This is a genomic window from Kocuria atrinae, from assembly GCF_039531425.1.
In the GTDB taxonomy this organism is placed as follows: domain Bacteria; phylum Actinomycetota; class Actinomycetes; order Actinomycetales; family Micrococcaceae; genus Kocuria; species Kocuria atrinae.
In genome coordinates, this window is record NZ_BAAAQA010000017.1 from 39148 (window position 1) to 64331 (window position 25184).

A 25184-nucleotide genomic window follows, 5' to 3' on the forward strand; every position below is an offset into this window, starting at 1 on the left:
TAGTCATGTCGGTTCACGCGAAGCGCCGCCGCGCACTCTCGGGTGCGGCCGCTGCCGCTCTGGTTTTGTCTTTCGCCGCAGCTCCTGCGGTGGCCATGCCCGACAACGAGCAGCCTCCGGGAGCCCCCGCCCCCGCGCCGTCGATCCCGGTGGAGACACCCGTGGCGCCTCCGCCCCCGGACGGCAAGGTACCCGTGCCCGTGGATTCCATCCGCGACCGCGAGTACTGGCTCGATGAATACGGTGTGCGGGACGCATGGCGGGAATCCACCGGTAAGGGCGTGAAAATCGCCGTGATCGACACCGGCGTGGACGCAGACCACCAGGATTTGAGGGACTCCGTCAAGGACGGCACGGATGTCTCCGGCAAGGGCGATGGCAAGGGGCACCGCGGTCTGGGCTCCGAACCCGAACACGGCACACTCGTCTCATCCTTGGCCGCCGGGACCGGGCACGGCGAGGAGAACCCGGACGGCCCCGGCAAGCAGAGCGGCGTGATCGGTGTGGCTCCGGAAGCCGAGATCCTGCCGGTGTCCCTGTGGCTCGGCAATGAAGAGTCGGGCGTCAAGGACGTCAACGAACAAATCCCGGACGCCGTCCGGTGGGCCGTGGACAACGGTGCCGACGTGATCAACATGTCCGTGGGATCCGACTCCACCGAATGGCCACAGTCCTGGGATTCAGCATTCGCCTACGCGGAGGAAAAGGACGTGCTGGTCGTGGCGGCCTCTGGCAACCGCGGCTCCGGGCTCAACCAAGTGGGCGCCCCGGCGACCATCCCGGGTGTGCTCACCGTCGGGGGTGTGAACCGAGCCGGCCAGGCGAGCTGGGATTCTTCGTCACAGGGCATTTCCATCGCGGTAGCCGGGCCCAGTGAGGACATGGTCGGCGCCATGCCCGGTGACGGCTACGCAGAATGGTCCGGAAGCTCGGCAACCGTTCCCTTGGTCTCCGGTACCGCGGCGCTGATCAAGGCCAAGAACCCGGATCTGAGCGCCGCACAGATCGCCAATCAAATGATCCGCACCGCTCACGATGCCGGCGAAGAGGGCCAGGACCCGTTCTACGGTCACGGGATCCTGGATGTGAAGGCCGCGGTGGAGGAGGACGTCCCCGACGTGGACGAGAACCCACTGGGCAGCATGAAGCACTGGATGAGTGTGCACCGGCCGGCGGCTCCGGAAGCCAGCGACACGGCGTCGTCGCCCGAAGCGACAGAGACCCCGGACACCGAACAGGTGACCGAGGAAGCCACCCCTCCGGTGGCTCAGGCGCCGCTGAATGAAACTGGTGCACTGCCCGTGGTGATTCTGGCGGGGTTCGGCCTGGTCGTGGCGGGCCTGACGGTGGCCGCTGTGCTGCATATCCGCTCCATGAACCGCTGAGGCAGAATATTTCACGATCAGCGCAGTCCTGCGCCCGCTTTTCAAAGCGGAAATTGGGTCGACGATGAGTAGACTTTCAGACATGGCTTTCAATCAATTGGCTAAAGACCGTCCGCGTCTTCTGATCGTCGGCGGCGGATACGTTGGTTTCACGCTCGCACAACGGCTACAAACCCGCATCAAGGAATCGGGTGGCGTCGTTACGGTTGTTGATCCGAACCCGTACATGACCTACTTGCCGTTCCTGCCCGAGGTTGCCGCCGGCAACATCGAGGCACGCAGCGCTATCGTTCCGCACCGTCAGCACCTCAAGGATTGTGAACTCATCGGTGGCCGCGTGGAGAGCATCGACCACGCCAACCGCAAGGTCAACATCCGCGGCATCGATCAGGGACCCAACTTCGACCTGCCCTATGACGAGATCGTCATTGCCGGTGGCTCCATGACTCGTACGTTCCCCATCGAGGGCCTGGCGGAGAATGCCATTGGTTTGAAGACCATTGAAGAGGCCGTTTCCCTGCGCAACTGGGTTCTGGAACGCATCGAGATCGCATCGCTGACCGATGACGACGCCGAGAAGCGCAAGGCCCTGACGTTCATGGTGGTCGGTGGCGGCTTTGCCGGTATCGAGGCCATTGGCGAGATCGAGGACATGGCGCGCACCGCCGTCGAACGCAATGACCGCCTCAAGGTGTCCGATCTGCGCTTCGTGCTGGTGGAGGCCATGGGCCGCATCATGCCTGAGGTCACCGAGGAGCGTGCCGAGAAGGTCGTGGCCGAGATGCGCTCTCGCGGCATCGAAGTTCTGTTGAACACGTCCCTGGATTCGGCCAAGGATCAGCTGGTCAAGCTGATCAACATGAAGGACAAGTCCCCGGCGGGCGAAATGTACACCGACACCCTGGTGTGGACCGCTGGTGTGCAGGCTTCGCCGTTCGTCAAGAACAGTGACCTTCCCGTGGATGAGCGCGGCCGCTTGCGTGCCGGTGCGGATCTGCGCGTGACCGGCGACGACGGCCCCATCGAGGGCGCCTGGGCCGCTGGCGACATCGCTGCCGTTCCGGACCTCACCGGTGCCGGTCCCGGTGGCTTCTGCGTGCCCAACGCTCAGCACGCCGTTCGCCAGGCCAAGACCATGGCCAAGAACATCATGGCTTCCCGCGAGGGTAAGCCGCTCGAGGACTACTACCACGAGAACCTCGGTGCCGTGGCGGGTCTGGGTCTGTACAAGGGCGCGGCCACCATCCGCGGTGTGGACTTCGGCGGTCTGCCCGCTTGGGCCGCGCACCGTCTGTACCACGGCTACGCGATCCCGACTCTCGAGCGCAAGGTCCGCATCTTCAGCGAATGGGGCATCAACTTGCTCTTCGGCCGCGACACCACCGGCATGCGCCACGTGCGTGACCCGCGCCGTTCGTTCAAGATCGCCGCAGGTGACGAAGTGGATAAGGCCAAGGCAAGGCTGTAATCTACGGTTACTCGCGAAGCTACCGGTTCAGCTCCCTTCACGGGTGGTGAACCGGTAGCTTTTGCACTGGCCCCCATAGCCCAATTGGCAGAGGCAGCGGACTTAAAATCCGCGCAGTGTGGGTTCGAGTCCCACTGGGGGCACCATGTCCGTCGTTCGCCGGAGCGCGAGAAGCACCGGTCTATCCGCTCTTCTTCCCCACGAACCGATCCACGCGTTGCACCGTGTCCGGGTGCCCCGACAGTTCCGCGATGCTCGCGGATTCGTTGCGCAGGTGCTCCACGTAACCGGCCAGCGCGGTAGCGCGTAGCAGCTTTTTGGTCGGCCCGTACGTCTGAACCGCCCCGCTCAAGAAACGGTCCTCGACCTCGGTGAGCCGCGCAGCGAACGACGCCGCCGCCGTCACCTCGTTCGCGAGGCCCCAGTCCACGGCCTCGGCACCGCTCAGGACCCGCCCATTCAACGCAAGGTCGGTAGCGCGTTGATGACCCAGCGCTCGGGGGAGCAGGTAGGCGACACCGGTGTCGGGGGAGAGCCCTATCTTGGAATAGGCCGCCAGCATGCTCGACTGATCGGAGGCCAGAACCCAGTCCGAGTTCAGGACCAGCCCGAACCCGGCACCGGCCGCAGTGCCGTTCACCCCGGCAATGATGAGTAGGCGCGAACGCATCATGGCCAGCGCGACGTCGTGGGCGGCGTCGGCGAGTTCGCTGAGGAAAGCGGGGCGATCGCCGGCTTCGAAGGACGCCATGCTCGTGACGTCCCCGCCCGCGCAGAAGAAGCGACCCTCGCCCGTCAGGGTGAGGACGTGGATATCAGGATCGGACTCGGCGTCGCGCAGGGCGGCCAGTGCCTCCCGCGCCATCTCGAGAGTGAAGGCATTGCCGTCCGCGGGGCGGTTCATGATGAGCCGAACCACGCCGGGGCGGCGTTCGATCCGTACTGCTGAGGGCGTATCGCTTGAGGTCACGGTGCTCCTGTCGGTTGTGGTGGGGTGGTCACGCGAAGGCACTGATGCCCGTGAGGTCGCGGCCCAGGATCAGGGCCTGGACCGATTCGGTGCCCTCGTAAGTGTGTAGAGCCTCCACGTCGGTCAGATGGCGGATCACATGATTCTCCAGCAGGATCCCGTTACCTCCCAGCATGTCCCGGGCCACGGAAGCGATCCGACGGGCGGCTCGGGTGTTGTGATACTTGAGCATCGAGGCCTGCGCGGGTCGCATGGTGCCGGTCGTCTGAAGCCGCGTGACGGCCACGCACTGCAACTGCATGTTGGTCAGCTCCGCGAGCATTTGCGCCAGACGCTCCTGCACCATTTGATGACCGGCCAGCGGTTTGCCGAATTGGTTGCGTTGCTTCGCGTAGGACAGCGCTGCTTCGAACATGGATGTCGCATGCCCCAGTGCGGACCAGCCCACGTTCACGCGCGTCTCCACGAGGGCGCGGGACACGTCCTTGAACGAGCTCACGTTGGGCAGCTGGGCATCGGCGGTAACGCGCACATTGTCCAGCGTGATTTCAGCCTGATGAATGGCTCGCAGCGCGCCCTTGCCCTGAATCACCTCTGCCGAGTACCCGGGCGTGGACTGCTCCACGATGAAGCCCTTGACCTGCCCATCCGCCTCGTCGCGGGCCCACACAATGGTGATCCCACCGGTGGCGCCGTTGCCGATCCACTTCTTGTGGCCGTTCAGCACCCATTCGGAGCCTTCCCGCCGCGCTGAAGTTTCCAGCGACACCGAGTCCGAGCCGTGGTTGGGTTCCGTCAGCGCGAAACCACCCAGCAGCTCGCCACTGGCTACGGGCTCCAGATACCGCTGCTTCTGCTCGTCGCTCGCGAACAGCACCACGCTGCGCAGCACCAGACCACCCTGCACGGCCGCGGCAGCAGCCAGGGAACCGTCCGCGCGGGAAATTTCCATGGTCACCAACCCCGCGGCCAAAGGTGACATGGTCCGGTGACCGGGAACCTCCAGACCATCCGTCAGCAGATCGAGTTCGCCGGCCCGGCGCACCAGGTCCGTCGGGTACTCGCCGCGATCCCAGTAGTCGTTGATCAGCGGCAGGATTTCCGCGGTGTACTCACGAGCGCGATCCCAATGTGCCCGATCGTCGGAGCTGATGTCCTCCAACGCGGAGAGGTAATCGGTGCCCAGAGCATCGGCCAGGTGATATCGCTGCGACGGCCCGGCGCTCATGCGCGCTCCTCCTGAGAACGCTCGGCCCGAAGCTCGCGCTTGAGTAGTTTGCCGGACTGGTTGCGGGGCAGCTCCGCCACGAAGTCCACCCGCTTGGGCACTTTGTAGTCGGCGATCCGGGACTTCACGTGTGCGCGCACGGTTTCCGGGGTCAGCGTGGTGTCTTCCTTGAGCACGATCACCGCGGTGACGGCCTCGATCCAGCGTTCGTCCGGCAGACCCACCACCGCAACCTCGGCCACCTCGTCCAATTCGTAAATGCAGTCCTCGACTTCGCGCGGGGCCACGAGCACGCCGCCGGTGTTGATGACGTCCTTGATGCGGTCCACCACTTGGATGAAGCCCTGCGCGTCCTGGGTGACTTGGTCGCCGGAACGGAACCAGCCGTCCACGAAGGCTTGCTCGGTGGCATCGGGTTTGTTCCAGTACCCGGTCAGCAGCTGCGGAGAGCGGTACTGAATCTCACCGGGCTCACCGGGCGAGGCCAGCTCGCCCTCGCTCGTGACCACGCGAGCCTCAACATAGAACACCGGCCGCCCGCACGAGGCCGGCCGCGCGTCATGTTCTTCGGGGCGCAACACGGTGCACAGCGGCCCCAGCTCGGACTGGCCGAAACAGTTGTAGAACCCGATCTTCGGATATCGCGAGCGCAATCGCTGCAGCACGGTAACCGGCATGATGGAGGCGCCGTACTGGGCCTTGGTCAGCGAGGACAGGTCTCGGGTGTCCAGCTCGGGCGAGTTCGCCAGAGGGACCCACACGGTGGGGGCCAGGAACAGTGAGCCGATATGTTCTTTCTCGACGAGCTCGAGGATCTGAGCGACGTCGGGCTTGGCAATCACGCGCGCGGTGGCACCCAGCGTGAGATAGGGGACCAGGAACACGTGCATCGCGGCCGAATGGTAGAGCGGCATGGCGATCAGCGGGCGGTCCTCCGCCGTGAAATCCAGGGCGATGATCGAGGAAACGTACTCGGCGATCAGGGCGGCGTGCGTCATCATCGCACCCTTGGGCGCGGACGTGGTGCCCGAGGTGTACAACAGCTGCAGCAGGTCGCTTTCGTCCACGGGCACGTCCACGGGTTCTGACGACGCCGCTCGGTCCAGCGCCGTCTCCAGCAGCGAGGCTTCCTCGGGTCGGGTGTTGGCACTGGAGTCCGCAGTCGGAAACATGGTCCACACCTGGCCAACGTCCGGTGCGCGTCCGGAACTCCGCACGTCATCGACCAGTGGAAGCAGAGCATTGTCGACCACGAGCAGGCTCGAGCCAGAGTCCTCCAGGATGTAGGCCAGCTCATCGCCCTTGAGCGCAAAGTTCACCGGGACGTGTACCATCCCGGCCTCGGCGCACGCGAGATAGAGCAGGAGATAGGCATCTGAATTGGCACCGTAGGCGGCGACTCGAGCGCCGGAGGGCAACCCGGCATCCAGCAATCGACGCGCAACGCGATGGACCGCCTCACCCAGCTCGGAGTAGGTCCACCGCCTGTCCTCGAACAGAACCGCGGTGGCGGGTCCGTTGCGGGTCACCGTGCGCCGGAGCAACGCCCCGACCGTGTTGGACTGTGCCGAGGCCACTGCGTATTCGGTCTCGTGGGTCTGGCGTGCTGCATTCATAGTGGTCGTGTCCTTACGGAGGTGGGGCGGGGCCGAAGAAAGGTGGGGCTGTTCAGAGACGTTCGATGATGGTCACGTTGGCCTGGCCGCCGCCCTCGCACATGGTCTGCAGCCCCCAGCGAGCATCCCGACGTTCGAGTTCGTGCAGCAGAGAGGTCATGAGCCGTGCACCGGTTGCTCCGATGGGGTGGCCCAGCGCGATGGCCCCACCGTTGACATTGACCTTGGACATGTCCGCACCGGTTTCTCGCTGCCACGCCAGCACCACCGCTGCAAAGGCCTCGTTGATCTCGATCAGATCCATGTCATCCAGGCTCATCCCCGTGCGCTCCAGCGCGTGACGGGTGGCGGCGATCGGAGCGGAGAGCATTATGACCGGATCGTCGCCGCGAGCCGAGATGTGGTGAATCCGCGCTCGCGGTGTGAGCCCATATTTCTCGACTGCATGTTCGGACGCGATCAACAGGACCGCGGCGCCGTCGGACATTTGGGAAGCCGTGCCGGCCGTATGCAGACCGCCTTCCACGATGGGTTCCAGTGACCTGATCTTGTCGAGATCGGGCTCGCGCGGACCCTGGTCCGCGGACAGCCCAGCCAACGGGAGGATCTCTTGATCGAAACGCCCTTCCCGCTGGGCGCTGAGCGCGCGCTCGTGGGATTCCACGGCAAACGCCTCGAGTTCATCCCGTGTGAAACCCCAGCGATGGGCCATCATTTCCGCACCGCGGAACTGGGAGATTTCCTGGTCACCGTAGCGCTGGACCCACCCGCTGGAACCGGTGAATGGGTCCGAAAAACCAAACTTCTCGGCGGCCTTATTGGAGTAGGAGAGTGGAATGCTGGACATCGACTGCACGCCACCCGCCACCACCAGTTCACTCGTGCCGCTCATCACGGCCTGCGCTGAGTAGCTGATGGCCTGTTGGCCGGAACCGCACTGGCGCTCGATGGTGCTTCCCGGCACCGCCTGGGACAGACCCGCCGCGAGCCACGCGTTGCGGGCAATGTCCATGGACTGCGGACCCAGTTGGTCGATGCACCCCAGGATCACCTCGTCGTAGTCCTGCGAGTCGATGCCTTGTCGGTTGACCAGCTCCCGCAGGGGTGCCGCGGCGAGATCAAGCGGGTGGACTTCTGCAAGCCCCTTACCCCGCCGCCCCACGGGGGTGCGGACAGCATCAACGATGTAGGCCTCAGCCATGAATAGTTCTCCGAACGGTGTGTCGAGTGTGGTGGGAAGGAAAGTGCCTGATCAGCGCGGGGCCATGCGCAAGGCGCCGTCCATGCGCAGGGTGGTGCCGTTGAGGTAGTCGTTGTCCACGAACGTGGTCACGATCTGTGCGTACTCCGAGGGGCGGCCCAGACGGTGGGGGAAGGGAACCCCGGCGGCCAAACCGGCCCGGTACTCCTCACTCACCGTGGCCAGCATGGGGGTCTCCACGATTCCGGGCGCCACGGTGTTCACTCGAATGCCCAGGCTCGCCAGGTCACGGGCGGCGGTGATGGTCAGGCTGTGCACGCCGCCCTTGGACGCCGCATATGCGGCCTGACCGACCTGACCCTCGAAGGCTGCCACGGATGCCGTGTTCACGATCAGCCCACGCTGGCCGTCCTCATCCACGGGGTCGGTTTCCGCCATGGCTTCCGCCGCGAGGGTCAGCACGTTGAACGTCCCGATCAAATTCACCCGTATTACGGTCTCGAACAGCGCCAGATCATGCGGTCCCTTCTTACCCAGGATGCGAGCGGACGGTGCAATGCCCGCGCAGTTGACCACCGTGCGCAACGGACCGGTTTCCGCAGCCGCGGCTACTGCCGCACGCACGTCGTCGGGCTGGGTGACGTCCGCGGGGTGGTACCTGACGCCCGAACCCTCCGAGGCCTTGTCGATGCCGGCGGGGAGATCCACTCCGATCACGCGTGCACCTCGCTCTGCCAGGGCAGCCGCGGTTGCCGCGCCCAGGCCGGAGGCCGCTCCGGTCACCAGGGCAGAAGTGTTGGAGACATCCATGAATTGTTCCTCTCGGTGGGGTGCTTTAGTAGGATGCCCAACTATTTAACTGTTGTCCAGGTCACACTATTGATGACTCACAAACCACCAACACAAAGGCCCCAAAAGTACCGTGAATGCCCACGGAACTTCCCTGTTCGCTGTGCACAAACTCCCAGTTTGGGATGACGCGTCACTGCTACCCTTGACGGACAGCCCGTATACGTCACGAAAGGACGCACACATGGCCGGTGGAAACCCGCTCCTGCGCGACTTCAACAAGAAAAGCGCGCAACAAGGCGCGCCCGGTTCCTACCAGGATCCGCGTTACTCTCCCGAACAACTCGAACAGATGTACAACGCTCCGGCAGCTGGCCCCGCCCAGACCGGACGCATGAGCTATGACGATGTCGTGATGCGCACTGGCATCATGCTGGTCTGCATTGTGGTGACCGGTGTACTCGGCTGGATGATGCCCATTCTGGCGCTGCCCGGTGCCCTGATCGGTTTGGTTCTGGGCCTGGTCAACGCCTTCAAGCGTGAGCCCAGCCCCGTGCTCATCATTGCCTACGCCCTGGCCGAGGGCCTGTTCCTGGGTGGCATTTCCGGCATGTTCGAGGCCATGTACCCGGGCATCGTGATCCAGGCGGTCATGGGTACCGTCGCGGTCTTCGTGTCCGTGCTGGTGCTCTACAAGGTGGGCGTGCTGCGCTCCTCGCCGCGCGTGACCAAGATTTTCATGGTGGCCATCATGGCCTACGCGTTGTTCGCGCTGATCAACCTGGGCACCTCGCTGCTCGGTGGCTTCAACATGCGCTACGACGTGACCCTGTTCGGCATTCCGCTGGGTCTCATCGTGGGTGCCTTGGCCATCCTGCTGGCCGCCTACAGCTTTGTGCTGGACTTCGAGAACATCACCGACGGAGTTCGTCGCGGTATCCCGGAGAAGGCCGCATGGTCCGCCGCATTCGGCTTGACCGTGACCCTGATCTGGGCCTACGTGGAGATCCTGCGCGTGATCGCCATCATCCGGAGCATGTCCGAGTAATTCACTGAGCTCTCACACCGAGCTCTTGGCGACGCCGCGGGCCTTGCGTTGTGAACGCAAGCCCCGCGGCGTCGTCGTAGGGTCTAGTGCTCCCGTCCCTGCGGGGTCTTTGAACGAGGGGTCGACCTAGATGTAGGTGATCTCCAGATCCTGGGGTGGCAAGTTGATGGCACGATCCGGTACCGAATTGTGCGCCGGGCGCCCCACGAACAACCAGCCAAGGATTTCTTCGTTGTCGCTGAGTCGGTAGAATTCGCGCAGCACCTGGTCGTCGCTGGGGGAGCGGCGGGACCAAATAGTGGCCCAGCCTTGGGCATAAAAGGCGGCCTCCAGAAGCCCCCGAATCGAGTACGCGTCGAAGCGTTGGACCTTTTTGGGGGTTTCGGATTCGGGATTGAACCGGAAGATGATAGCCAGCCCCACCCCGCCCGTGGACGCCCACTGCAAACTGCCGCGGTACGCGGCCAGCCGGCGTATTTTCTTGCCCTTGAGCCTTGGAATGGGCCCGTCCATGTTAGGCACGGAAGTCAACCCGGCCATGGCAGCGGCCAGATCAGACGCGGCCTGACGGTTGGTGACGGCTACTCGCCAGGAGGGGAGCGACTCGTCGAAACGAGCGCCCGCCACCGCACGCAGTACAGTTTCCAACTCGGGGCGTTTCGGAGCCTCTTGTGTCAGAACACTCGCTGGGCGGCGTTGGGCCAGGACACGGAGCAAAGTAGCGGACATACTCCTATTTTTGCACCGTTTGGTCAGTGACCTGCGAAATAAGTTTTTCCGGCCGGGCGTGCCATGATGGACGCATGTCTTCATCCGTGTCTATATCACAGACGCATTCTCAGCCGGACCAACCTGAACACGATTCCGGGCCGGTCTCCAATCCTGATCGTCACGGTCGCGAAATGGTGTCCGCCCCGGTACGCATTGCCGCTGCGTGGTCCTGGCGCGTCATCCTGGTGGTCGCGGCCATTGGACTGGTGGGCTGGCTGCTGTCCAAGGTTTCGACCGTTCTCATTCCGGTGGCCATTGCGGCGCTGCTGGCGGGCCTGCTGTCACCGGCCGTCAAATGGCTGCGTTCCAAGCGCGTGCCAGGTGGTTTGGCGGCTGCCATCGTGGAAATCGGTCTCATAGCCGTGGTGCTGGGGTTGCTGACCCTGGCCGGCCAGCAGATGATTTCCGGTTTCGCCCAGTTGTCCAGCAGTGCGGTGGGCGGTTTCCAGAAGCTCATCGGCATGCTCGAGGACAGCCCGTTCAACGTTTCCACGGACAACATCAATCAGTGGCTCGGGGAACTCGGCAACACCCTGCAGGAGAACTCGCAAGCGATTTTGTCCGGTGCCGTGACCTTCGGTTCCACGGCGGGCAACATCCTCACCGGCATCATCATCATGTTGTTCGTGCTGCTGTTCTTCCTGATGCAGGGCGAATCGATCTGGCTGTTCCTGGTCAAGCTGTTCCCGCACCGCGCTCGCACCGCTGTCAACGGCGCCGGCCGTAAGGGGTGGCTCTCGCTCGCGCAGTACGTGCGCATCCAGGTGTTCGTGGCATTCGTCGACGCCGTGGGCATCGGTTTGGGTGCCTTCCTCCTGGGCGTGCCGCTCGCGCTGCCCATCGCTGTGTTGGTCTTCTTAGCCTCCTTCATCCCGATCGTCGGTGCGGTGGCCACCGGCATCATTGCCGTCCTGGTGGCCTTGGTAGCCAACGGTCTGGGCATCGCCCTGGCCATGCTGGGCGTGGTGCTGCTGGTTCAGCAGCTCGAATCCAACGTGCTGCAGCCGTTGGTCATGGGTAAGGCCGTGTCCCTGCACCCGGTCGCAGTGTTCCTGGCCGTGGCCGCCGGTGCTGTGCTCTACGGCATTGTGGGCGCGTTGTTCGCGGTGCCGTTGCTCGCCATCCTGAACACCATTGTTCGCTACCTGTCGTCGCGTTCCTGGGAACGCGACGACCAGATCGCCTGGTCGCCGTTCTTGTATCCGTGGGAGATCAAGAAGGAAGCCAAGAAGCAGGACCTGACCCGCGAGCAGGTCATGGAGCAGCTGCAACGCTTCCGCCTCAAGCGACACAAGGACCGCGAGCTCGAAGAGCAGAAGCGCGAAGAGAAGCACAAGAAAGACACGGAGCACGACGCCAGTATTGAGCAGGACAGCGGACACCACGCTTAGTCGCACAATGAAACAGCGTCTGATCGCGTAATAGCATGGAACGCGGCGCCCTTGATCGAGGGCGCCGCGTTTTCGTACGACGGCCCAAGTTCTAGGCTGGTCGACCGATACCGCGACCGCCCGTGGGCGGCGCACATTGCAGAGTGAAAGAAGTTTGAAGTGGGCCTCAGCGAATTGCCGGTGATTGCAGCGGACATCGAACGTGCCTCGCACATGCTCGAAGACGTTATTGAGCGAACGCCGGTCGCACATTCCCGCGCGTTGTCCCGCATGCTTGGCTCCGAGGTTTACATCAAGTGTGAGAACCTCCAGCGCGCCGGATCCTTCAAGATCCGCGGAGCGTACATCCGCATGGCGCAGCTCTCGGAAGAGGAAAAGGCGCGCGGTGTGGTGGCGGCCTCGGCTGGTAACCACGCGCAAGGCGTGGCGCTGGCGGCTAACAAGCTGGGCATCAAGGCACGGATCTACATGCCATTGGGAGCGGCTCTTCCCAAGATCGCGGCGACTCAGGACCACGGCGCTGAGGTCGTGCTGTTCGGTAGCACCGTGGACCAGGCCCTCGCGGAGGCGCAGCGGTACGCAGAGGAAACCGGCGCCGTCTTCGTGCACCCCTTCGACCACCCGGCCATCATCGCCGGTCAGGGCACGCTGGGCCTGGAGATCGTGGATCAGGTCCCGGACGTGGACACCATCATCGCGGGAGTGGGTGGTGGCGGTCTGCTCGCTGGACTGTCCGTGGCGGTGAAGGCCAAAGCGGAGGAATTGGGACGGGACATCCGCCTGATCGGCGTACAGGCGGAGAACGCAGCAGCCTACCCGCCCTCGCTGGCCGGCGATGCTCTGGTGACCCTCAATAAGGTCTCGACCATTGCGGACGGCATTGCCGTGGGCAGGCCCGGCCAATTGCCGTTCCAGATCATTAAGGAACTCGCGGACGACGTCACAACGGTCAGCGAGGATTCACTGGCCCAAGCGCTCATCTTCATGCTGGAACGCAACAAAATGGTCGTGGAACCCGCCGGCGCCGTGGGCGTGGCCGCCATCCTAGAGGGCAAACTCAAGGAATCCTACGGGAACCTGGGTAACACGGTCATTCTGCTGTCCGGCGGCAACATCGACCCCATGCTCATGCTCAAAGTGATCCAGCGGGGACTTTCGGCGGCCGGTCGTTACATGACCATCAAGATGATGCTCACCGACCGCCCTGGCGAATTGGCCTTGATTTCGCGCATCATCGCGGACATGGACGCGAACGTGACCGGTGTGGATCACACGCGCATCGGCGGTTCACTGTCCATGGGGGATGTGTCCATCACCATCGACATGGAGACCAAGGGGCACGAACACTGCGACAAGGTCATCGACGCTCTGGAGGCCCAGGGCTTCCGACCCGTGGTGGTGCACTAACCAGGCAATGGGTGAGCTGACCCACGTAACGGGGCGTCAGCGGCGTCGTCGTCCCGTGCGCGCGGTGAAGTAGGTGACGAACGCGGCAACGAACGTGGAGAACCACAGGATGTTGCGCAGGCCGCCCGTGGTGTTGAGCTCCGGGTTGGACTGACCCAGAAAATGCACGATGATTGCGGACACGGCCAGCAACGCGGTGAAGGCAATCAACGGAATGGTCCATTTAGTGGGTCGGCGGTTCCAGTGTGTAACCACGAATGCTCCTCGAAGAGTAAAGTCGGGCGGTCGCTCAGAAATGATCCGGGGCCGCCCTCATGAGTAGAGAGCGGCCCCGGATCACTGCGTCATAGTGACGTGGAGATCAGTTGTGGAACGGCTTGGCATCAAGAATCTTGACCTTGATGTCCTTGCCGTTGGGAGCCTTGTAGGTCAGTTCGTCGCCCACGCGGCGGCCGCTGATGGCCTGGCCCATGGGGGAGCGCTCGGAGAACACCTCGATGTCCTCTCCGCCGGTGAGGTCTTCGGCGACCTCGCGGGAACCCATCAGGAAGGTCATCTCGTCACCGGCGATGTCCGCGGTCACGACCATGCCGGCCTCGATGACGCCGTCATCGGCGGGTGCCTCACCCACCTGAGCGTTTTCGAGCAGCTGGGTCAGCTGATTGATGCGACCCTCATTCTTGCCCTGCTCCTCGCGGGCTGCATGGTAACCGCCGTTCTCCTTGAGGTCTCCCTCGGAGCGGGCCTGTTCGATACGATCAACGATTTCCTGGCGGTACGGCCCGGACAGGTGGTCGAGCTCTTTCTTGAGCCGATCGTATGCTTCCTGGGTCAGCCAGGCGCCCTCGTTAGTAGACACGCTATCTCCGTTCTCGGGTGTTCACCGGTGTGGTGAACACGTGTGAAAAACCCCGCCCCGGTGGTGAGCCGTGGTGGCTCGCTGCCCATCCGGGTCGGGGATCGTACAAAGTTTCTAGTACTCCAGTGTAAGTGAGGCCACGGTCTGGGCTCAAAGCGAGCGGATCACGCGGTGCTCCGAACGCGAGATCAGTCCACCGTCCAGCAGGAATCCACGCCCACGGAATTGGCCTCGTTGGTGGTGCGCACGGGCACGCGGTGCGTGCTGGTGCGTCCGTTGAGTTCTTCCGGTGCGACCTCGCCAATGGTCACTTCGTTCCAACCCACGATCGCGTACTGCTCATTGAGAGCGCGCACGGCACACATGACCGTCTGGTCCGAATCCTTGGTGAGGTCGAAGTCAGCGTAGGTGTTGGCCGCGTCCTGAACCTGGAAGCTCACGTCCTTGGCAACCGGTGCGCTGGATTGTCCCTGCACGATCCACACAACGAACGCTGCAGACAGTAACGTGGCGATCGCGGCGATGATCACCCACCCCTTGAAAGAGGGCCCGCGCCGGCCACGCGGGGACAATATCCGATGCCCGGAGCCATAACGCTGCGCCAGAACATCGCCGGAGGCGGATCCTGACGCCGGGGTGGAAGAACTCATGGCACCACTGTATCCAGTGCGGGTTGGGATCCCCTGAGAATGCGGGGTGCGGGTGACGGAGCCGACAGCATTAACTGGGGCACGGGCGTAAGATACCGGGGATTGTGTTTTGTCCGAACCCCACCCGGGAGGCTCCCGTTCCGTGACGGATTATTCGAAACTCCGGCTCTTGGCCATCCACGCCCATCCGGATGACGAGTCCAGTAAGGGCGCGGCAACCATGGCTCATTACGTGGGCCTGGGTGCTCGCGTCATGGTGGCCACCTGTACCGGTGGCGAGCAGGGCTCCATCCTCAACGCCCAGATGGAAGGCGTTCCGTGGGCGGAGCGCGATCTCCCGGGCCTGCGCCGCGAGGAAATGGCCCAGGCGGCCGCGGCGCTGAACATCGAACACCGCTGGATCGGTTTCGCCGATTCAGGCTTGCCCGAGGGCGACCCGCTGCCCCCGCTGCCGGAGGGTTGCTTTGCGCTGCAGCCGCTCGAACGAGCCTCGGCACCGCTCGTGCAGCTGGTACGCGAGTTCCGTCCGCACGTGATCCTCACTTACGACGAGAACGGCGGCTACCCGCACCCGGATCACATCCAGACGCACAACGTGTCCATGGAGGCCTACCGCAAGGCCGGCGATCCGGAAGCGTACCCGGGTACCGGTGAGCCCTGGACCCCGCTCAAGGTCTACTACGATCGCGCGTTCAACGTGGAGCGGTTCATTGCGCTGCACGAGGCGCTGGAGGAGCGCGGTTTCCAATCTCCGTACGCTGAGCGGATTGCCGCGTTGCAGGAGACCGATCCCGAGGGTCACCGTCCGCCGGTGCCTCGCCACGAAACCACCACCAAGATCGAGTGCCCGGACACCTTCTCCGCTCGTGACACAGCCCTGCGCTGCCACCGCACGCAGGTGGACCCGGACGGCCCGTTCTTCGCTGTGTCTTCGGACATGCAGGCAGAGGTCTGGCCGTGGGAGGACTATTCCCTGGCGGATTCTCGCGTGGAAACCTCCGTTCCGGAGACCGATCTGTTCGCCGGTATCGATCCTGACGCCCAGACATCTTCCCCTCGAAAGGCGTAACCAGCCGTGAACATGTTGACCACCGTGCTGCTTCAAGCGGCCACGGAAAATCCCGCGGGTGACCTCAAACCCGGTCTGGAACCCAGCCAGGTTTCGCCCGGACTAGCGGGCTTCATTGCGACCTTCTTCTTGGTCGCTGTGGTGATCCTCCTGATCATCGACTTCAACCGTCGAAATCGTCGGCTGCGCTACCGCGCCCAGTACGCCGAGCAGCGGGCGGCGGAAGAGGGCGTGGGCGGTTACGCGCACGCTCGCGACGGTCAGGACGCGTCCGCAGATTCCGACGCCGACGGCGCCGCTCGCGCACCCAAGCCACGCACCGCACCGGGTGCAGACCGGGGTGAGAACGGCGGGAGCTCCGCGCATCGCGACTGATCGCTGGAGCAGACCAGAAGGGGTCCGCTCCGATGCTGAGAACTTGGTTGTTAGCATCGGGACGGGCCCCTTTTTCGGTCCCTACCCTTTATGCGTGTGAGGGGCTCGTGACATCGTTGGGTTATGACCAACAGGCTTGCCAACTCCACCAGCCCGTATCTGCTGCAGCACGCCCAGAACCCCGTGGACTGGTGGGAGTTCGGGCCGGAAGCTTTTTCTGAGGCCCGCACCTGTGATGTACCCGTGTTGTTGTCCGTGGGCTATGCGGCGTGTCACTGGTGTCACGTGATGGCTCACGAGTCATTCGAGGATCCCTCGGTGGGGGAATACATCAATGCGCACTTCGTGGCCATCAAGGTGGATCGTGAACAGCGCCCCGACGTGGATGCGCTGTATATGTCCGCCACTCAGTTGCTGACACAACAGGGCGGCTGGCCCATGACAGTTTTCCTCACACCCCAGGGGCAGGCTTTCCACGCGGGTACCTACTACCCGCCGCGTCCTATGCAGGGTAGGCCCTCGTTCACGCAGGTGCTGCGCGCTGTGGATGATGCCTGGACCGAGCGACGCGAACAGGTGCTTCAGGGCGCGCAGTCCGTCACGGATGCGCTGCAGCGTCACCCGGAGGCGGTGGCCTCCATGCTCGGAACGGATCGGCACAGCACCGGCCCGGTGCGTATCGAGGCTCTGGATCCCGCAGGAAACATTGACGAGCAGGAATCCCAGCTGATCGGCCCGTGGCTCGATGCCCTGGAAGTGGCACGGGACTCAACGCACGAAGGCTTCGGCAACGGCCCCAAGTTCCCGCCGTCTCCCATGTTGGAGTCGCTACTTCTTGTGGCATCGCGCGATAGCGCAGATTCGGCGCGGGCAGCGGAACTTCTTACCGCCACCCTGGACGCTATGGTGACCGGTGCCCTGCACGATCACGTGGGCGGTGGGTTCTTCCGCTACTCGGTGACCCCGGACTGGTCCCTGCCGCATTACGAAAAGATGCTCTACGACAATGGCCAGTTGCTACGGGTACTGGCCCACACCGCGCGGTATCTGGTGAAACGCGGCACCGATCCCGTTCGCGCCGCGCGGTATCGGAACGCGGCTCAGGGCATTGTGACCTGGCTGGCCCGCGAGATGATCACCGAACAAGGAGCAATTGCCGCCTCTCTAGATGCGGACAGCGATCCCGTCACTCCCGGTGGCGAGCGCGAAGGTGCGTATTACACGTTCTCTCACGGCGACGTCGGCGAACCGCAACCCGCTGTGGCCGGCTGGGGCGAGTCGGGCGCTGTCACGGGAATCCTGGATCAGAACGTGCGGGAGGAACTGTGGGAGCAACGCGAGCAGCGCACTCCTCCGGAACGCGATGACAAGGTCGTGACCGCGTGGAACGGCATGGCCATCGAAGCGCTCGCTGAGGCTGCCGTGCTACTAGACGTTCCCGAGTGGCTGGAGACCGCCGAATGGGCCGCTGAGTTCGTGTGGACGCGGCACTGGGAGGCGGAGACCAAGACCTTGGCGCGCACGTCCCGCCAAGGAACCGTGGATCCGCACGACGGGCAACTGGAGGATTACGTGCGCGCGGGTCTGGCCTTTCTGGCTATGTACCGTGCCACTGGACTCGAGCAGTGGTACGCCCGCAGCCTGGAGCTGGCACAGGCAACGGTTGAAAAGTTCATGCGCGGGGACACCCCCATGGATTCGGCGGAACCGGATGCCGTTCTGGTCGCGGCGGGTGCCACGGGCCAGGCGGACCCGTTCGACGACGTCGCGGCGTCGGCGCAGTCGTGCCTGGCCCGGTGGCTCGTGCTGCTCGGTCAACCCGAGATTGCGGGGCGCTCGAACGATGAGTTGGTGGACCTGCTGGTGAAACCGGCCCAGGGGCTGGCCACTCGTGCGGCGACCGCCGCTGGGGGCACCCTGCATGCGTGGTTGCTACGCGCCGAGCCGCCCGCCCTGCTGGAAGTGGTGCACGCGAGCGACGCGGACTGGGAGAAGGTGCAGTCGAGCACCGGTGAACGTCGAGTCACCGATGTCCTGGTAATGGGCGAGGAGCACGCGCCCTACGGCGTCCCCGAGGCATCAAGCAAAGAATTCGCGGTGTGGCTGTGCCGCAACGGTCAGTGCGAACTGCCGGTGCGCTCGCCGGAAAAGGTGGGTGATCTCCTGGACCGGGCGTAGCGGCGTCGTCGGGCGTGCTGGTGGAATTGCGCGTTACCCCATGAACATGGCCAGCATGATCGCGATGTAGTGACACACGAAACCCAGGATCGTGCACGCGTGGAAGACCTCGTGGAAGCTGAAAACCGTGGGCAGCAGGCGCGGGCGTTTGAGCGCGTAGCAGACGGCCCCACCGATGTAGAAGACGCCGCCGGCAATCACCAGGAGGGTAGCCGGGACGTTCGCGGCGAAGTACGCCGGGAGATACACCAGCGACAGGCAGCCCATGAAGATGTAGAGCGGGGTGTAGAGCCAGCGAGGAGCGTGCATCCAGAAAACTCGGAAGATCACCAACGCCGCGCCCAGGGACCAGATAATGATCAGCAGCACTTGGGCCGCGTCAGGCGACAGTAGCGCCACGGCCAGGGGCGTGTAGGTACCGGCAATCACCAGCGCGATGTTGGAGTGATCCAGCCGGCGCAGCACGGCATTCATCCGGGGCCCCCAGTAGAAGCGGTGGTACACGGCAGAGGTGCCGAAGAGCATCACCGCGGTGATCGAATACACCACGCACGCGACGCGTAGTTCGGTGGTGGGTGCCAAGAACACCGCGATCAACCCGAGAGCCAACGCCACCGGGGCGAACCCGGCGTGGATCCAGCCACGCCACGCCGGCTTCTTCTCGATGATTCGCTCCGCCGCCGCACTCAGGCTCTCGCTGGCCCGGTGCACCGTGGAGCCGGTGCGGGTACTGTTACCGCGCGTCATATCACCAGTCACTTTCTCCGCTGCCAACCGGAGCGAACACGAGGGTGTTTGGGGATTCGCTTGACCACCGGCGGCTGCCCATACGGGTAGTTTAGAGGGCATGGTTGTGTGTTGGCCCAGTCGAAACAGGGGAGGATCTCTACGGTGAAACTACCCCGCCCGCTGTACTCGCTGTACGAGTCGCGCCTGGCCAGCAGCCTGAAAGAGGACACCCTGCCGCATCACGTGGGTGTCCTGGTGGACGGCAATCGTCGCTGGGCTCGCCAGTTCGGTGCTTCCACTGCTGACGGCCACAAGGCCGGTGCCCAGAAGATCGTGGAGTTCTTGCACTGGTGCGCGGATCTTCACATCGACGTGGTCACTCTTTACATCCTCTCCACCGAGAATCTGAAACGGCCGCAGGAAGAGCTCACCGCGCTGATTGAGATCATCTCGGGGTTGGTCACCCAGCTGCAGGACGAGGCACTGTGCCGGATCCAGCCGGTGGGTGCCCTGGATTCTTTGCCTCCTCGCTTGCGGGAGCAGGTTGAGTGCATTGCGGAGTCGACCGCGGACAACCCCGGTCCGCACTTGAACATTGCGGTGGGCTACGGCGGACGGCAGGAAATTGTCGACGCCGTTCGCGAAGTCATTCGCGACACTCGAGACCGCGGGGATTCGGTCGAGGCTTTGGCAGAGACTCTGTCCGTGGACGACATCTCCGCGCGCCTCTACACTCGCGGCCAACCGGACCCGGACCTGCTGATCCGTACCTCCGGTGAGCAACGGCTGTCCGGCTTCCTCATGTGGCAGTCGGCCTACAGCGAGTTCTACTTCTGTGAGGCCCTGTGGCCGGACTTCCGCCGCGTGGACTTCCTGCGCGCACTGCGGAACTACGCAACTCGTCAGCGGCGCTTCGGCAACTGAGCCCCCAGCCTGAATTCACGCGCCGTTCACCGCGAGTGTGACTTGCGCATCCTTGCGGTCCCTACGTTGAAAGCAACCGGTAACCCCTCAGCAACCGGTTGAGCCCAACGTCGGAAGGTTTCCATGACCGTCAGCACCGAATCCGTAGTCGCACCGTCCACCCCGGCCACGGCCGAAACGGTACGTTCCTACGTGATTGATACGTCTGTCCTGTTGTCCGATCCCCGAGCCATCCTGCGGTTCGCGGAGCACCGCGTGGTGCTACCCGTGGTGGTGATTACGGAGCTCGAAGCCAAGCGGCACGATCCTGAACTGGGGTTCTTCGCCCGCAAGGCCCTGCGGCTGTTGGACGATCTGCGCGTGGAGCACGGGGGACTGGACCACCCCATTCCGTTGGGCACCAGCGGTGGTTGCCTGGTCGTGGAACTCAACCATGTGGCGGACACCGTTCTGCCGCAGAGTTTCCGGCTCAAGGACAACGACTCGCGCATTCTGTCGGTGGCCAAGAACTTGGCACAAGAAGGTCACGATGTGTGCGTGGTGTCCAAGGACCTTCCGATGCGCGTGAAGGCTTCCGCGCTGGGGCTTGAGGCAGATGAATACCGCGCGGAGTGGGTGGGTACTAATGATGAGTACAGCGGCACGGAGTCTCTCGACGTCACGGACGAGGAGCTCGAGCAGCTCTACGCAGAGTCCCAGGTACACCTGGCGCAGACCGCTCAGATGCCGACGAACACGGGTTTGATTCTGTGCTCGTCCAAGGGCCACGCCTTGGGGCGCGTGCACGATGACGGCAGCACCCGTCTGGTGCGCGCGGACCGCGACGTATTCGGATTGCACGGCCGTTCCGCCGAGCAGCGCTTGGCGATCGACCTGCTCCTGGACCCCGAGGTGGGCATCGTATCCCTGGGCGGCCGCGCCGGCACCGGCAAGTCTGCACTGGCCTTGTGTGCCGGCCTGGAGACGGTGTTGGAGCGCCGTGAGCACCGCAAGATCATGGTGTTTCGCCCGCTCTACGCCGTGGGCGGTCAGGATCTGGGCTACCTGCCGGGCACCGAGGAAGAGAAGATGAATCCGTGGGGCCAGGCGGTCTTCGACACGCTCTCATCGGTCGTCTCGACCACGGTTGTCGAGGAGGTCGTGGCCCGCGGCATGCTCGAGGTGCTGCCCCTGACCCACATCCGTGGCCGCTCTCTGCATGATGCATTCGTGATCGTGGACGAGGCACAGTCCCTGGAACGCAACGTGCTCCTCACCGCGCTCTCGCGGATCGGGCAGAACTCCAAAGTGGTTCTCACGCACGATGTCGCGCAGCGCGACAACCTGCGCGTGGGTCGCCACGACGGCATCATCGCCGTGGTCGAGGCGCTCAAGGGCCAGCCGTTGTTCGGTCACATGACCCTGAACCGTTCCGAGCGCTCGCCGATCGCCGCACTCGTCACCGACGTTCTGGAGCGTTCGGACGTGTAGTTTGCTCGCTTCGTTAGACGCCGACGCCGCTCGGTGACCTTTTTGAGACAGGTCACCGAGCGGCGTCATTAGTCAGGTTGCTCAGCCCAGCGGAATGGGCCACGGCACGTGGTCCGAGACGTCCGTGAGGTTGAAGTCCATGTCGGTGAAGAGGTCGTCGAGTAGATAGTCGTCCACGGCCTCGATACCCAGCTTGTGCCCCTGACCGGCGAAAGGACCGTCGAGCACCTTGGAATACACGCACACGCCGGTTGCGGTATCCACGGCAATGCGTGTGGGGCCCGGCGCTAGGGGATGCTCCGGAGTGAAGGGGCGATATCGCGTCCGCGGATTGACGGTCGCGAGCCAGACCTTGCGGTTTGCGAAGCGTCCCTCCATGACGTCGGTGAGATTGGAGGGCCGCTGTTCGGGCAAGTTGTTGGGAATGGGCGCGGAGCCAACACACTCCACCGGATCGAGGACCGCTTGCCAGCGGCCACCTCCGAACATGGGATCACCGTAGGCGGCCTCGGGGCGGCGCCAAACCAGGCCTTCGTCGGTGTAGACCGGGGTTACGAGCGCGGGCGGTAGCAGCCACGACTTGGGCGTGGCGGCAACGTAGAAATCGTCGCGGGACTTCTCGAGCGACGTCGCCGTGTAAAGCAGCTTGCCTTGCAACGTCTCGACGCGCAGATCCGTCGGGCGCCTGAGCCACGCGCGAACCGGAAGAGCTGCGGGTTGGTCGTCGCGTTCCATCCAGTACAGCGTGAACTGCAGCGTGTCCCACCGCCACGGGGACGACCGGCACAGCGCAGCGAACTGATTGGCCGGTACGGTCACTCGGGCGGGGCGGGATTCCCACGGTGCGCTCATATCTCCAGTCTAGGAACTCGTACTGCACATCCGCTGGGTTGGCTGGCGCTGGGCCCAGGCGTGCCTAGGATGGAGATCATGATGCAGCCAATGACGGCGAGTGTCGGGGTTTTCGTGGGGGATCAACTTCAAGCGGCCAGCACCTCAGGGTGGTTGGCCGCAGCGACGTGTGCCCTGGGTGTCCTGGTCCTTGCATGCACCGGAGTGTGGTTAGCCGCGACCGACATCCGGTACCACCGGCTGCCACGCAAAGTGGTCTGGCCGCTGTACCCCGCCGTCACGGCACTGCTGGGGATTTCCGCAAGCCTCGGTGGTGAACCCGTGCGTTGGTGGTGGATGCTGTGGGGCCTCATGATCATGGGCGGTCTGTTCGTTCTGTTGCGCCTCGTCTACCCGGCGGGCATGGGCCTGGGGGATGTCCGGCTGGCGGGTGTCTTGGGGATCGCAACGGGATTTGCCTCTGTTGGGCACACGTTCATGGCCATTGCCGTCACCTTTGTGCTGGCTGGGCTGTTCTCAGCGGCGCTGTTGGCCATGCGAAAAATCGACATGACCTCTCGCGTTGCCTTCGGACCCTTCATGCTGGTCGGCAGTCTGGGAGTCTTGGCGTTCGTGTAGGCGGCTCCGGTAGACAAGAACCTCAGCATGCCGAACCAACCAGTAGGAGGACTGCCCCGTGGCCACACCCGAGTTCATCGTGGAATTGCGCAAGAAGATCGGTCACGACCTGTTGTGGCTGCCCGGTTGCACCGCGGTGGTCATCCACGAGGGCAAGGTGCTGCTCGGTCAGCGATCGGACAACGGCAACTGGGGCCTGATCACCGGCATCGTCGAACCGGGGGAGGACCCGGGCGTTGCCACCCGGCGCGAATGCCTCGAAGAAACGGGCGTGGACATTGAGGTCGAAGCGCTCGTGCGGGTCAAGGCCGGCGACGTTGTGCGGTTCCCCAACGGGGACGTCTGCCAGTTCCTGGACCACACCTTTCTCTGCCGTTATGTGAGTGGCGAAGCGCGGGTTGCGGACGACGAATCCTTGATCGTTGGCTGGTATGACCTGGACGATCTGCCGCCCATTCCCGAACACCAGTTGGAGCGGCTCCGAGCAGCCCAGAAGTTCTCTGGGACTACCGACTTTGCTCGGTGAGGTCTACGGGTCGATTCTTCGTTCTCAAATGAGACGCAGTTATCTCTCATCTGATATTCTCCGAGTGTGACCCAGCTCTCCCAGCTGCGGTTGGTTGCATCTTTTGGAGGATCTCGTGAGTCCTGATCATGCCGCGGGGCAGTCCCGCGCTCTCAATCGCTCGGCTCTGAATGCCCTAGAGATCCCGGTGCCCGGATATGACCGCACCAAGGTCACAGTGGGGGTCGTGCACTTTGGTGTGGGCGGCTTCCACCGAGCGCACCAGGCCATGTACCTGGATCAGCTGATGAACAAGGGCGAGGCTCTCGACTGGGGTATCGCCGGTATGGGTGTGCTGCCCGGGGATGCTGCCATGCAGAAGGTCATGGAGAAACAGGATCATCTCTACACCCTGGTGCTCAAGCACCCGGACGGCACCCTTGAACCCCGGGTCATCGGCTCCATTGTTGATTACGTTCTGGCTCCGGCCCAGCCCGAACGGGCCATGGACCTGCTGACGGCGCCCAGCACCCGCATCGTCTCGCTGACCATCACCGAGGGCGGCTATAACTTCAATCAGGCCACGGGGCGATTCGATGAAACCAACCCCGCCGTGGTGCACGATCTTGAGCAAGCCCAAGCGAAGAAAAAAGGTTTGTCGACGGAACCACCCGCCACCGTCTTCGGGTTGGTCGTTGAGGCACTCGCGCAGCGAAAGGCCGCGGGGGTCGAGCCCTTCACCGTGATGTCCTGCGACAACATTCAGGGCAACGGGGACATGGCGCGCGAGCAATTTACCGCCTACGCACGATTGCGTGACCCTGAGCTGGCGCAGTGGATCCAAGACACCGTGCCGTTCCCCAACTCCATGGTCGACCGCATTACCCCGGTCACCACGGATGCGGACCGTGAACTCGTCACCAAGGAATTCGGTGTTGAGGACGCCTGGCCGGTCGTCTGTGAACCCTTCACACAGTGGGCCCTCGAGGATTCCTTCGTATCCGGACGGCCGCCGTTCGAGGACGTCGGTGTCCAGGTCGTGCCGGACGTGGTGCCCTACGAACTCATGAAGCTTCGACTGCTCAACGCGAGTCACCAGGCCCTGTGCTACCCCGGCTACCTTGCCGGTTACCGCTACGTGCACGAGGTGTGCCAGGATCCGCTGTTCATCGACTACTTGCTGGCCTACATGGACCGAGAGGCCACACCCACCCTGCAGCCCGTCGAGGGAGTGGACCTCCATGCCTACAAGCGACAGCTGATCGAACGGTTCGCGAACCCCAACGTCCGGGACACCCTGGCGCGGTTGTGCGCCGAGTCCTCGGACCGGATTCCCAAGTGGCTGGTTCCGGTCATTAAGGAGAACCTGGCAACCGGGGGAGATGCTACGCTCTCCGCCACCATCGTGGCCTCGTGGGCGCGTTACGCGGAAGGAACTGGCGAGGACGGCCAGCCGATCGACGTGGTCGATCAACGCAAGGACCGTGTCATGATCGCCGCCGCCCAACACGATGACGACGAACTCGCGTTCATCCGCGATCCAGAACTCTTCGGTGACCTGGTGGAGCACCCTGAGTTCACCGAACCGTATCTTGCGGCACTGCGTAGTTTCCGCGGCCAAGGAGCCCGGGCCACGATCCAAGCGGCGGTTGACGGAACCCTCGCCTGACCCGCGGACTCT

24 protein-coding genes and 1 tRNA gene are annotated in these 25184 nt (G+C 63.8%); 14 read left to right on the top strand and 11 right to left on the bottom strand.

What is annotated here, in order from left to right:
• Nucleotides 1-5: 5 nt before the first annotated feature.
• The 3 genes from ABD283_RS08890 (at nt 6) to ABD283_RS08900 (ending at nt 2999) form a co-directional block, all read left to right on the top strand.
• Nucleotides 6-1385 (top strand): S8 family serine peptidase, encoded by a 1380-nt coding sequence (locus tag ABD283_RS08890; RefSeq protein ID WP_344224633.1) that lies wholly within the window; start codon nt 6-8, stop codon nt 1383-1385.
• A gap of 82 nt (nt 1386-1467) precedes the next feature.
• Nucleotides 1468-2853 (top strand): NAD(P)/FAD-dependent oxidoreductase, encoded by a 1386-nt coding sequence (locus ABD283_RS08895; RefSeq protein WP_344224634.1) that lies wholly within the window; start codon nt 1468-1470, stop codon nt 2851-2853.
• A 69-nt stretch (nt 2854-2922) separates the two neighbouring features.
• Nucleotides 2923-2999, top strand: a tRNA-Leu gene (locus tag ABD283_RS08900).
• 35 nt (nt 3000-3034) lie between these two features.
• On the opposite strand, the gene ABD283_RS08905 is transcribed toward ABD283_RS08900, so the two are convergent.
• From ABD283_RS08905 to ABD283_RS08925, 5 genes are read right to left on the bottom strand one after another with little or no spacing between them, the layout of a single operon-like run.
• Nucleotides 3035-3823: an enoyl-CoA hydratase/isomerase family protein gene (locus ABD283_RS08905; protein ID WP_344224636.1), complete on the bottom strand. Its 789-nt coding sequence runs from the start codon at nt 3821-3823 to the stop codon at nt 3035-3037.
• A 28-nt stretch (nt 3824-3851) separates the two neighbouring features.
• On the bottom strand, nt 3852-5051 hold the full coding sequence (locus ABD283_RS08910) for an acyl-CoA dehydrogenase family protein (protein WP_344224637.1): 1200 nt from the start codon (nt 5049-5051) through the stop codon (nt 3852-3854).
• Nucleotides 5048-6667 carry a fatty acyl-CoA synthetase gene (locus ABD283_RS08915; protein WP_344224638.1) on the bottom strand — a complete coding sequence of 540 codons (1620 nt, stop codon included), beginning with the start codon at nt 6665-6667 and terminating at the stop codon, nt 5048-5050. The genes ABD283_RS08910 and ABD283_RS08915 overlap by 4 nt, the downstream gene beginning before the upstream one ends.
• A 52-nt stretch (nt 6668-6719) precedes the next feature.
• Nucleotides 6720-7868 (bottom strand): acetyl-CoA C-acetyltransferase, encoded by a 1149-nt coding sequence (locus ABD283_RS08920; protein ID WP_344224639.1) that lies wholly within the window; start codon nt 7866-7868, stop codon nt 6720-6722.
• A gap of 51 nt (nt 7869-7919) precedes the next feature.
• Complete coding sequence (locus tag ABD283_RS08925) at nt 7920-8678, bottom strand: SDR family NAD(P)-dependent oxidoreductase (protein ID WP_344224640.1); 759 nt, start codon at nt 8676-8678, stop codon at nt 7920-7922.
• A gap of 223 nt (nt 8679-8901) precedes the next feature.
• Here ABD283_RS08925 and ABD283_RS08930 point away from each other — a divergent pair, with 223 nt between their 5' ends.
• Nucleotides 8902-9705: a Bax inhibitor-1/YccA family protein gene (locus tag ABD283_RS08930; protein WP_344224641.1), complete on the top strand. Its 804-nt coding sequence runs from the start codon at nt 8902-8904 to the stop codon at nt 9703-9705.
• 126 nt (nt 9706-9831) lie between these two features.
• Here ABD283_RS08930 and ABD283_RS08935 read toward each other — a convergent pair whose 3' ends face one another.
• Nucleotides 9832-10434, bottom strand: a complete 603-nt coding sequence (locus ABD283_RS08935) for a nitroreductase family protein (protein WP_344224643.1) — start codon at nt 10432-10434, stop codon at nt 9832-9834.
• An 86-nt stretch (nt 10435-10520) separates the two neighbouring features.
• Here ABD283_RS08935 and ABD283_RS08940 point away from each other — a divergent pair, with 86 nt between their 5' ends.
• Both ABD283_RS08940 and ilvA read left to right on the top strand, forming a co-directional pair.
• Complete coding sequence (locus ABD283_RS08940) at nt 10521-11867, top strand: AI-2E family transporter (protein WP_344224644.1); 1347 nt, start codon at nt 10521-10523, stop codon at nt 11865-11867.
• 213 nt (nt 11868-12080) lie between these two features.
• Complete coding sequence (gene ilvA / locus ABD283_RS08945; RefSeq protein WP_344224709.1) at nt 12081-13274, top strand: threonine ammonia-lyase; 1194 nt, start codon at nt 12081-12083, stop codon at nt 13272-13274.
• Between the two features lie 36 nt (nt 13275-13310).
• Here the strand turns inward: ilvA and ABD283_RS08950 are convergent, their stop codons facing one another.
• From ABD283_RS08950 to ABD283_RS08960, 3 genes are all read right to left on the bottom strand, one after another.
• Complete coding sequence (locus tag ABD283_RS08950) at nt 13311-13529, bottom strand: hypothetical protein (protein ID WP_344224645.1); 219 nt, start codon at nt 13527-13529, stop codon at nt 13311-13313.
• Nucleotides 13530-13635: 106 nt separating this feature from the next.
• Complete coding sequence (gene greA, locus ABD283_RS08955; RefSeq protein ID WP_344224646.1) at nt 13636-14133, bottom strand: transcription elongation factor GreA; 498 nt, start codon at nt 14131-14133, stop codon at nt 13636-13638.
• A gap of 188 nt (nt 14134-14321) precedes the next feature.
• The gene (locus ABD283_RS08960) at nt 14322-14783 is read right to left on the bottom strand and encodes a DUF4307 domain-containing protein (protein ID WP_344224648.1); all 462 of its coding nucleotides are present in this window, start codon (nt 14781-14783) and stop codon (nt 14322-14324) included.
• Between the two features lie 142 nt (nt 14784-14925).
• On the opposite strand from ABD283_RS08960, the gene mca reads away from it, so the two are divergent.
• From mca to ABD283_RS08975, 3 genes are all read left to right on the top strand, one after another.
• Nucleotides 14926-15852: a mycothiol conjugate amidase Mca gene (gene mca, locus ABD283_RS08965; protein ID WP_344224649.1), complete on the top strand. Its 927-nt coding sequence runs from the start codon at nt 14926-14928 to the stop codon at nt 15850-15852.
• A gap of 12 nt (nt 15853-15864) precedes the next feature.
• Nucleotides 15865-16227 (top strand): hypothetical protein, encoded by a 363-nt coding sequence (locus ABD283_RS08970; RefSeq protein ID WP_344224710.1) that lies wholly within the window; start codon nt 15865-15867, stop codon nt 16225-16227.
• Nucleotides 16228-16350: 123 nt separating this feature from the next.
• Nucleotides 16351-18405, top strand: coding sequence for a thioredoxin domain-containing protein (locus tag ABD283_RS08975; protein ID WP_344224650.1), 2055 nt, complete (start codon nt 16351-16353; stop codon nt 18403-18405).
• 33 nt (nt 18406-18438) lie between these two features.
• Here the strand turns inward: ABD283_RS08975 and trhA are convergent, their stop codons facing one another.
• Nucleotides 18439-19152, bottom strand: a complete 714-nt coding sequence (trhA, locus tag ABD283_RS08980; RefSeq protein WP_344224651.1) for a PAQR family membrane homeostasis protein TrhA — start codon at nt 19150-19152, stop codon at nt 18439-18441.
• 144 nt (nt 19153-19296) lie between these two features.
• Here trhA and ABD283_RS08985 point away from each other — a divergent pair, with 144 nt between their 5' ends.
• Together ABD283_RS08985 and phoH2 are read left to right on the top strand one after the other, a co-directional pair.
• Nucleotides 19297-20058: an isoprenyl transferase gene (locus ABD283_RS08985; RefSeq protein WP_344224652.1), complete on the top strand. Its 762-nt coding sequence runs from the start codon at nt 19297-19299 to the stop codon at nt 20056-20058.
• A 123-nt stretch (nt 20059-20181) separates the two neighbouring features.
• Entirely contained in the window at nt 20182-21528 is a 1347-nt protein-coding gene (phoH2, locus tag ABD283_RS08990; protein ID WP_344224653.1) for an RNA 5'-3' helicase PhoH2, read from the top strand.
• Between the two features lie 81 nt (nt 21529-21609).
• Here the strand turns inward: phoH2 and ABD283_RS08995 are convergent, their stop codons facing one another.
• Complete coding sequence (locus ABD283_RS08995) at nt 21610-22380, bottom strand: hypothetical protein (RefSeq protein WP_344224654.1); 771 nt, start codon at nt 22378-22380, stop codon at nt 21610-21612.
• 78 nt (nt 22381-22458) lie between these two features.
• Here ABD283_RS08995 and ABD283_RS09000 point away from each other — a divergent pair, with 78 nt between their 5' ends.
• From ABD283_RS09000 to ABD283_RS09010, 3 genes are all read left to right on the top strand, one after another.
• Nucleotides 22459-22998 carry a prepilin peptidase gene (locus tag ABD283_RS09000; RefSeq protein WP_344224655.1) on the top strand — a complete coding sequence of 180 codons (540 nt, stop codon included), beginning with the start codon at nt 22459-22461 and terminating at the stop codon, nt 22996-22998.
• A gap of 58 nt (nt 22999-23056) precedes the next feature.
• Nucleotides 23057-23524: an NUDIX hydrolase gene (locus ABD283_RS09005; protein ID WP_344224656.1), complete on the top strand. Its 468-nt coding sequence runs from the start codon at nt 23057-23059 to the stop codon at nt 23522-23524.
• Between the two features lie 115 nt (nt 23525-23639).
• Nucleotides 23640-25172, top strand: coding sequence for a mannitol dehydrogenase family protein (locus ABD283_RS09010; RefSeq protein ID WP_344224657.1), 1533 nt, complete (start codon nt 23640-23642; stop codon nt 25170-25172).
• Nucleotides 25173-25184 lie beyond the last annotated feature (12 nt).